We start from the raw sequence: 7,457 nt of genomic DNA on the forward strand, positions 1-7,457 counted from the left end.
CCCGTTTCCCTTAGTTAAAGATATTGTTGGGTATCTCAAGATGTGTCATTCGATTTTGCCGATAAAGCGGTAGAAGATTTCCACTTCCTGTTCCCGGCTTCCGTCCTCACTTTTGACCGCTTCATGGACAAGGATTTTTTCAATCAGCGTATTCAGAAGTTCAGCCGTCAATTCTGTGGGATTGACATACTGTTTCATCAGACCTATCCACTTTTCAGCGTCAACCGCTGTCTGGGCGGCGGTCTCCATCGCTTCGTGAAGCCGTTCAATTTTTACGTCCAATTCTCGCTGTTCGCCCTGATACTTTTCGGACAGCATATTGAAATTGTATTCTGTAATGCGTCCGGCAGACCAGTCCTCATACATTTTTGCAAACAGGGTGTCTACTTCTGCTTTGCGCTTTTCCGCCTTTTTCAGTTCGGCTGTCTGCCGCTTCCTTGCAGTATTGCGTTCCTTGTCGCTGGCGTTAAGTAGCCGTTTCAGAAGTTTGTCCCCATCCTGCTGTGCCAGCACAGACCAGTATTGCAGACGGGAAAGGACATAGGCGTAAAGCACATCATAGCGGATATAGTGCATGGAACACTGGTGCAATCCTTGCCCGTACTTGCTACAATGGTAGTGGGCATAGGGATTTTTGTTCTGGCTGTTCATACCATAGGCCAGCGACCAGCCGCAGTCCGCACATTTTACCAGCCCGGAAAATATCTGTGTTGTGCCGTTCTTCTGCCGTCTGCGCCTGTTGCAAATCTGCTCCTGTACTTGACGGAACACATCTTCGGAAATAATCGCTTCGTGGGTGTTCTCCACACGATACCATTCCTCTTTTGGCTTGCGTACTTTCTTCTTGTTTTTGAATGAAATGTTGGTCTGCTTATTGTGGACGCTGTGTCCGATATAGGTTTCCTCTTTCAGAATACTTTTCACCTGCGCTATCGTCCACGCATAGGCTTTTTCCTCCGGCGCTCCGGCATAGATATTTGCGAAAGTGCCGTATCTCTGGAAATTCAGCCAGCCGGGAGTAGGTACTTTTTCTTCGACCAAAATCCGTGTAATGCTGGCGGCTCCCCGGCCATGAACGGCAAGGTCAAAAATCTTTTCGATAATCCACCTTGTTTCCGGGTCAATCAGAAGATGGCCTTTCTTATCTGGGTCTTTGACATAGCCAAGCGGAGCATAGGCTCCATAGTGTGCGCCATTTGCGAACCGTGTCCGCATGGCCGCCTTTACCTTTTTGCTGGTCTGGCGGGCGTGCATTTCATTCAGAATGTTGAGGAATGGGGCAAGCTCATTCTCTCCGTTGATGGTGTCCACATTGTCATTGACAGCGATATAGCGGACGCCTTTGCTGGGAAAGTAGATTTCCGTGTACTGGCCGGTCAGAATGTAGTTTCTGCCTAAGCGGGATAAATCCTTCGTAACAACGCAGTTGATTTTCCCGTCCTCAATGTCATCAATCATTCTCTGAAAATCCGGCCTGTCAAAGTTCGTTCCAGACCATCCATCGTCGATATATTCATCTATGACATTCAGGCCATGCTCGGCGGCATATTGCCGGAGCATCATGCGTTGTGTCTGAATACTCCCGCTTTCTCCTTGCAGTTCATCGTCCCGGCTCAATCTCATATAAAGCGCCGTGTTGTAAATCGTAGTATTGTAAGGTTGTTTCACCGTAAAAATCCTCCTTCTAAAGAAACAACCCACGCTTACAATACTTTTGCTCTATGGCAATTATATCATAAGCGTGGGCGTGTTATCAATGATGGGCTATCAGGTTGAAGCGGCTTTTTCTGCGGTATGCCGCACCACATCTACAATCAGATCACCGAGGGGCTTCCCGCCTGCGGCGAAGTGTTCGGAGATTTTTATACGGTTGTTCCCACATACAAAATACTGCGTGCCGTTCTCTGCTTGTATAACCTGCCCTGTTCGGGGTGTAAAAATATCGCTTTCACTTTTTGCCATCCAGTGTCCTCCATATTCAGTTTTCAAGGTACAATGCCGCACAGAGGCGGCGAAAATTTCTGCTTATATCTATCACCTTTCCTTTACCGTGTGCCGCTGCTGACGTTTCAGTTCCGCCAGTATATCCGGCGGGATACGGTCAACCAGCCGCTGTAAATTGTCCAGTTCGCTTTTCAGCTTTGCCCGTTCCATCGTATCTTTCATCTTTCCTTTTTCGCTGGCCTTTGCCCTTGCTTCCAACTTCTCATTCTCCGCCAGCAGGTCATTGATTGTGACCTTGTACTTTTTCAACTGCCCGGAGAAATTCTCCATCTGCGGGAACCACTTTTTCAGCATGGAGAGGGCTTCCTCTTTTTTCTTTCCGGCGTTCAGCGGGTTAATGCCGTCCAGTGTGGCTTCAATGGCTCTTGCCTGCCGGGAGAGGGAAACCGCCTGTTTGAAAAGCCGGGTGGGGATATGCTTCCGGCCTGTCCTGCTGGCGCTCTCCCCACGCTCCAAGTCAGGATATTTCTCCACCATATAGGCGTGAAAATCGTCCTGCCACTTCGTCAGGTTTGCCCGGTTGCCGATAATCTCCTTTGCACACAGGCGGTTGTCCTTTGTCAGCGGAACAAAGGTCAAATGCAGGTGGGGCGTTTTCTCGTCCATGTGTACCACCGCCGACACGATATTTTCCCGTCCTACCCGGCCAATGAGGAAGTCCGCCGCCCTCTGGAAAAACGCCTGTATCTCCTTTGGGGATTTCCCCTTGAAAAACTCCGGGCTGGCAGTTACCAGCGTATCGACAAACCGTGTGCTGTCCTTGCGGGTTCGGCACCCGGCCTGTTCAATGCGGTTTTGAATGAAATGATAGTACCTGCCCTCTGGCTTGACGATATGAAAGTTGTACTTGCTCCGGCTTGTGTCAATGTCGGGGTTGCTGGCGTATTGTTCTTTCTGTCTTTCGTGATGGGCTTCCAGCGGCCTTGCCGGGTTGCCCTTGTGCTTCTCAAACCGCAAAATTGCGTGTTGTGCCATTCTGCTCCTTTCCCCATTCCTTTCCTATCCGGGGTTTTCCACAGGGAAAATCCCGCAGAAATTAGCTCGGATAGGATTGGAATGGATAGAATATAAATAAATCTTTTTAATCTTTGTATTTCTATATACCGTCCGGTTTTCGTACTTCCGGGGAGTGATTTCCTCACTTCATAAGTACGGTTTTCAGCCCTCCGGCGTACCAGAACCGGATTTCTTGAAGTCGGTGTTTGGAACCGCTTCATAGGATTTTGGGAAAATGCGGTTGGGTTTTCCACAGCCCTGCTTCTGGATCTCCACCAGCCCGGCGTATTGCAGTTCCCGCAGGGTGTTTACCGCTTTCTGCCGCCCACAGTGGAGCAGGTCAACCACCTCGCAGATGGGATAGTACAGATAAATCCGTCCGCAATCATCCGCCCACCCATTCTTGCGGGATAACTCTGTCCGGCGCAGGATAAAGGCGTACAGAACCTTTGCCTCGTTGGACAAGGGCTTGAATGTGGGGGCTTCAAAGAGGAAATTCGGGAGCCGGGTGAAGCTGAACGCCTTTTCCGGCTGATGGATATAGATGGTATTTGTCATAGTGCGTTTTGTGGACGGTTAGAAGCCCGTTTTCCGGGGCGGGCGATACTTTATACCACCAGCCCCGGTTTGGGGCTTGCGAAGCCTGATAAATCAAGGCTTTTTTCGCTCCTAACTGTCCACAGCAGACCTCCTTTTCCGTTCACTTTCTGTTTTCTGCCGCCTGTGAACTCTGGCGGCACAGCCGGGGCAGTATTTTGCCCGGTTGGATTTGGGGACGAACACACCGCCGCAGACCTCACAGCGTTTCAAGTCCTTATCCCGGAAAATCTCCGCTTCCAGCGTCCCGTCCAGCGGCAAGACCGCCCAGCGGAACCACTTACAGCAGACCGAGAAAGAAATCGTCTGCGGACAGGTGCAGGTGTCCCCATCGTCAAGGACAATGCAGTTGCCGTCCTCACAGCAACAGCACTCCCGGCGTATCAGGCTGGCCGCCTGTTTTCTCTGCGCCGGGGTCATGCGGTAAAGGGAACCGTCCGGCCTGCGTTCCAGCGGCGGCAAGTCTTTATAGGGGTTATCTCTCATGCGTTCCCTCCATTTTGCTTTCCGTTGCCGTTCTCCCCGAAAAGGTTTCCTGCCCCATTCCTGCGGCGTGTTCCGGCGTTGGCACGCTCCTCGCAACTTCGGGACATTTTGTCCCGAAGTCCGACTCCTTGCGGTGCTTCCCCAGCCGGGGTATTCCTTTTCGGACGGTCATTCTGTTTTCAAGGTGCCGTCCATCGATGAACTACCCTAAGTCTACACGAAAAAAATGCAATTCCCGGAATATTGCGAGAATTGCATTTTGATGAAGTTTACACTTTGGAAATTGCATTTTTGCAATCATTCTGTATAATGGAAGTATGCGGAGGAGGTGCGTATCTATGGCTTTACCCGGAACGCCCGGACAGCGGATTTCCGATTTATGCAACGGGAACCACATCACACAAAAGGAACTTGCGGAGAAGATAGGCGTTTCCGCTTCCCAGTTGAGCCGCATTGTCAGCGGCGAAACAAGAACGGTCAGCAGTGATATTCTCATAGGTGTGGCAAAGGAATTTAAGGTATCGACAGACTACATACTGGGCTTGTCTACCGTGAGCGTTCGTAAAAGCTACGATATTTCTGAATTAGGCTTGTCCGAGGGAGCCGTGAGGGGGCTTGTGACGGGTGCTGTTGATGTGCAAATCCTCAACCGCCTGTTGGAACACAGGAATTTTCCTAAGCTGATAGATTTGATACGGATTTATTTTCAGGATACGGCGGCAAAGGGCATAACAGCAAGAAACCAGCTTATCGAGATGGCAACGGCTTCCCTGTCCGACCTGATGAAAGAACACCCGGAACACCGGGCAGAAGCGAAGCAGGATTTACAGCTTTTGAACGCCCAAAAGATAGGGGAACATGAAGCGGAGATTGAAAAAATCAAAAATGTGTTCCTGGCTATCCTGCGGGACATTAAGAAAGACATTGACAACGGGGAACAGCCGGGAGAAGCTGTGACCGCCGCTATGTTCCAAGCCATGCGGGACGCACTGGCGGAACAGAAACAAAAACCACTTTCCATTGACGATGTAACGGCGATGATAGCTGGACAGATCGGACAGCTTACACCGATGGATAAAGAAACTGTTGAAATGTTCCAGCAGTTTGCGAAGAAGATGATTGAGCAGGCAGGAACAAAGTGATAAATTTGAATTGTGAGGGAAAATACAGATGAATCAAGGAAGAATTATTGTGATTACAGGCTCACCGGGGACAGGAAAAACAACAACTGCGTCAATTGTCGCAAAGGAATCAGATATGGATAAATCAGTGCATATGCACACCGATGACTTTTTTCATTACTTAAGCAAAGGCGCAATACCACCACATTTGCCAGAATCCAACGAGCAAAATCTGGTTGTCATTGAAGCCTTTTTAGAAGCTGCAAAGCGATATGCTCGTGGCGGATATGATGTAATTGTAGATGGGATTGTCGGGCCATGGTTTTTGGAGCCATGGAAAGCTCTTGCCCAAGAAGATTACGAGGTACACTATATTGTATTAAGAGCGAGTAAAAAAGAAACTATGAAGCGAGCTGTGGAACGCTCAAAATTAGATAGAAAAACAAATATTGAATTAGTGGAAACAATGTGGGAGCAATTTTCCGGTTTGGGAGTATATGAATCAAATGTCATAGACACAACTACATTCACAATTAAAGATACGGTTTCCGCAATAAAAGAAAGAGTTGCATGTGGGACGTCTTTACTATCTTAGACATTCCCATTTGTCAGGAAGATAGCAAAGCCAGCCGAGCCAGTCAACGGTCAAGATGAACGGCGCATTTCATGCGCCGCCGTTGACAGTCCCGCCCGTCTTTGCTAAAGGGTAATCAAGGCGGGAAAGCCCTAAAATGGCTTCACACCTATTTCAATAATTGGAGGAGATAAAAATGAGATCAGAAAAGGAAGTTTATGATATTGTTTTGAATTTTGCAAAAACAGACAAACGCATTCGCATGGTTACTTTGGAAGGATCTAGAACAAATACAAATATTCCGCCTGATGATTTTCAGGATTTTGATATTACTTTTTTTGTTACGGATATGGACAGCTTCACAAGTGATGATAAATGGCTAGATATATTTGGTGAAAGGTTGATTCTGCAAAAGCCGGAAGATATGGAATTATTTCCAGCTGTAGAAAAGGGATTTTCATATTTAATGCTGTTTACTGATGATGTTAAGATAGATTTAACTTTGCTGCCGCTGGAACTGATAGACGAGTATTTTACATGGGATAAACTGGTAAAGTTACTGTTGGATAAAGACAACCGTATCGTAAAGCCGCCAATACCAACGGATATAGACTACCACTTGCAGAAGCCTACTCAAAGAATGTTTGACGATTGCTGTAATGAATTTTGGAATACTACAACATATGTAGTAAAGGGCTTATGCCGCAAAGAAATTCTTTTTGCTATTGACCATATGAATGATATAGTACGAAAAGAATTGCTTCGCATGATTTCCTGGCTGATTGGTATCAAACAGGGATTTCATTTCAGTTTGGGAAAAAACTATAAATTTATGAAGCAATATGTCCCAGAGGAATTGTGGGAACGACTTATGTCCACTTATAATATGGATTCCTATCCCCATATGTGGGAATCCTTTGAACAATGTATGGCATTGTTCCGGGAGGTTTCGTCAGAAGTGGCATGCCAGTTGGATTACCAGTATCCACTATATGATGAAAAAATCAGTAATTATGTGATTCGGCAAAAGAAAAAATATGGCATTGAAGATGATAACAAATAAAATTTTTTCAATCGAAAAAATTTATTTTGATTATTCAATTTTGAAAAACTGAATACCTCAAAATCAGAAAGAGAGCGGCCAAGCACTTTGAGGGATTGGCCGCCTTGTCCACCCATCCAGCGGGACAGCGGGCGGAGGTCAAGGCCGGGTGTAAACCCGTTCATTTCAGCCTTGACGGTTGCCCGTTGTCCTGCTACTTTTCCGGGAGTGTGGCCACAACTTCGGGACACTTTGTCCACAAGTTGGAGCGTAGGACGAGGAACTGGGGCTTTCATATACGCCCTGTCTGCTGATGAGTCCAGACCTGCGCTTGCGGCTCCACGCCACGCAAGCACAGCCCTGTTTTCCTGCCGCTTCAAATGCCCTTGCCCTCCCCGGCGGCAACGGCATTTTCACGGCAACGCCGGCAGAGCGTATAACACACTACACTTTGCTTCGCAAAGTCGTGTGCCAAATGGGGGCGTTGCCCCCTTTGGAAACCCCCACAAGAAAAGGCGGTACGCTACCCCTCCACGGGGCGCATACCGCCTTTTCTTGTTATCCAGCCCTCCGGCTGTATCGGTTGAGCAAAAGTCCGCGTGGGATTGATGTGGTATCTTTAACTTTGGGAAACTCC

The 7,457-nt window shown here is 47.9% G+C and carries 8 protein-coding genes; 3 read left to right on the forward strand and 5 right to left on the reverse strand.

The features are described 5' to 3' along the window. Positions 1-45 precede the first annotated feature (45 nt). The 5 genes from FNY66_RS15095 to FNY66_RS15120 all read right to left on the reverse strand — a co-directional run bounded on the left by FNY66_RS15095 (position 46) and on the right by FNY66_RS15120 (position 4,083). Positions 46-1,623, reverse strand: a complete 1,578-nt coding sequence (locus tag FNY66_RS15095) for a recombinase family protein (RefSeq protein WP_154410947.1) — start codon at positions 1,621-1,623, stop codon at positions 46-48. Between the two features lie 144 nt (positions 1,624-1,767). Then, positions 1,768-1,962: a hypothetical protein gene (locus FNY66_RS15100; RefSeq protein WP_002334813.1), complete on the reverse strand. Its 195-nt coding sequence runs from the start codon at positions 1,960-1,962 to the stop codon at positions 1,768-1,770. Positions 1,963-2,034: 72 nt separating this feature from the next. Further along, positions 2,035-2,979, reverse strand: coding sequence for a MobV family relaxase (mobV, locus tag FNY66_RS15105; protein WP_002334814.1), 945 nt, complete (start codon positions 2,977-2,979; stop codon positions 2,035-2,037). A 183-nt stretch (positions 2,980-3,162) separates the two neighbouring features. After that, positions 3,163-3,558: a replication initiator protein A gene (locus tag FNY66_RS15115; RefSeq protein WP_002588752.1), complete on the reverse strand. Its 396-nt coding sequence runs from the start codon at positions 3,556-3,558 to the stop codon at positions 3,163-3,165. A 111-nt stretch (positions 3,559-3,669) separates the two neighbouring features. Beyond that, on the reverse strand, positions 3,670-4,083 hold the full coding sequence (locus tag FNY66_RS15120; RefSeq protein WP_002588751.1) for a cysteine-rich VLP domain-containing protein: 414 nt from the start codon (positions 4,081-4,083) through the stop codon (positions 3,670-3,672). A gap of 338 nt (positions 4,084-4,421) precedes the next feature. Here FNY66_RS15120 and FNY66_RS15130 point away from each other — a divergent pair, with 338 nt between their 5' ends. The 3 genes from FNY66_RS15130 to FNY66_RS15140 all read left to right on the forward strand — a co-directional run bounded on the left by FNY66_RS15130 (position 4,422) and on the right by FNY66_RS15140 (position 6,841). Beyond that, positions 4,422-5,225 (forward strand): helix-turn-helix domain-containing protein, encoded by an 804-nt coding sequence (locus FNY66_RS15130; RefSeq protein WP_002334816.1) that lies wholly within the window; start codon positions 4,422-4,424, stop codon positions 5,223-5,225. 28 nt (positions 5,226-5,253) lie between these two features. Beyond that, positions 5,254-5,799, forward strand: coding sequence for an AAA family ATPase (locus FNY66_RS15135; protein ID WP_001071501.1), 546 nt, complete (start codon positions 5,254-5,256; stop codon positions 5,797-5,799). 175 nt (positions 5,800-5,974) lie between these two features. Continuing rightward, on the forward strand, positions 5,975-6,841 hold the full coding sequence (locus FNY66_RS15140; RefSeq protein ID WP_001255868.1) for an aminoglycoside 6-adenylyltransferase AadE: 867 nt from the start codon (positions 5,975-5,977) through the stop codon (positions 6,839-6,841). Positions 6,842-7,457: the final 616 nt, after the last annotated feature.

This window comes from Mediterraneibacter catenae (assembly GCF_008691045.1).
Taxonomy (GTDB): domain Bacteria; phylum Bacillota; class Clostridia; order Lachnospirales; family Lachnospiraceae; genus Mediterraneibacter; species Mediterraneibacter ornithocaccae.

Coding starts and splice junctions, on each gene's coding strand:
- FNY66_RS15095 (WP_154410947.1), bottom strand. CDS start 1,623: ATGAGATTGAGCCGGGACGATGAACTGCAAGGAGAAAGCGGGAGTATT.
- FNY66_RS15100 (WP_002334813.1), bottom strand. CDS start 1,962: ATGGCAAAAAGTGAAAGCGATATTTTTACACCCCGAACAGGGCAGGTT.
- mobV (WP_002334814.1), bottom strand. CDS start 2,979: ATGGCACAACACGCAATTTTGCGGTTTGAGAAGCACAAGGGCAACCCG.
- FNY66_RS15115 (WP_002588752.1), bottom strand. CDS start 3,558: ATGACAAATACCATCTATATCCATCAGCCGGAAAAGGCGTTCAGCTTC.
- FNY66_RS15120 (WP_002588751.1), bottom strand. CDS start 4,083: ATGAGAGATAACCCCTATAAAGACTTGCCGCCGCTGGAACGCAGGCCG.
- FNY66_RS15130 (WP_002334816.1), top strand. CDS start 4,422: ATGGCTTTACCCGGAACGCCCGGACAGCGGATTTCCGATTTATGCAAC.
- FNY66_RS15135 (WP_001071501.1), top strand. CDS start 5,254: ATGAATCAAGGAAGAATTATTGTGATTACAGGCTCACCGGGGACAGGA.
- FNY66_RS15140 (WP_001255868.1), top strand. CDS start 5,975: ATGAGATCAGAAAAGGAAGTTTATGATATTGTTTTGAATTTTGCAAAA.